This is a genomic window from Roseateles sp. GW835-FHT13E02, assembly GCF_058794035.1.
The window spans coordinates 1-538 of the sequence record NZ_JBXAGJ010000060.1; the positions used below are offsets into that span (position 1 = coordinate 1).

The following is a 538-nucleotide window of genomic DNA, read 5'->3' on the forward strand; positions in this document are numbered from 1 at the left end:
CGGGTGTAGCTCAGTTGGTAGAGCGCAACCTTGCCAAGGTTGAGGTCACGAGTTCGAGCCTCGTTACCCGCTCCAAACAGGCGATTGGCCGGTGTTTGAAGAAACTGCTTCATGCAGAGACTAAGAAACCAGGCGCCGTTGGAACTAAAGAAGGGAAGCCTGATGGCTTCCCTTTTTGTTTTGCGCCGTGCAATCAGCGTTGCAGACTGGAGCTGTGGGCGCCCAATGTTCAATGACCTGCGCAACTGAGGCTGGCGGTGGCAGCTGGGCCTGAACAGAGTTCGCGTCAAATCAAAATCTCGCGAGAAGGCTTGCGAGAAGCCAAATATTCGGTATAGAATACAAGACTTCGCTGATAACGCATTTGATGATTTGAATGCAAAAACAGCGGAGCGAAAACAAGATGGACACAGTGTCATCACTTCGGAAGCTGGTTTGCTCGGCAAGCTGGTGGAAGAAAACGATGCGGGTGTAGCTCAGTTGGTAGAGCGCAACCTTGCCAAGGTTGAGGTCACGAGTTCGAGCCTCGTTACCCGCT

1 protein-coding gene and 1 tRNA gene are annotated in these 538 nt (G+C 52.4%); both read left to right on the top strand.

The genetic code is table 11. The features are described 5' to 3' along the window. The coding region (locus tag AC1Q6P_RS24010) for a hypothetical protein (protein WP_492703363.1) at window positions 1-236 on the top strand (236 nt) is incomplete at its 5' end. Between the two features lie 229 nt (window positions 237-465). Then, window positions 466-538, top strand: a tRNA-Gly gene (locus AC1Q6P_RS24015).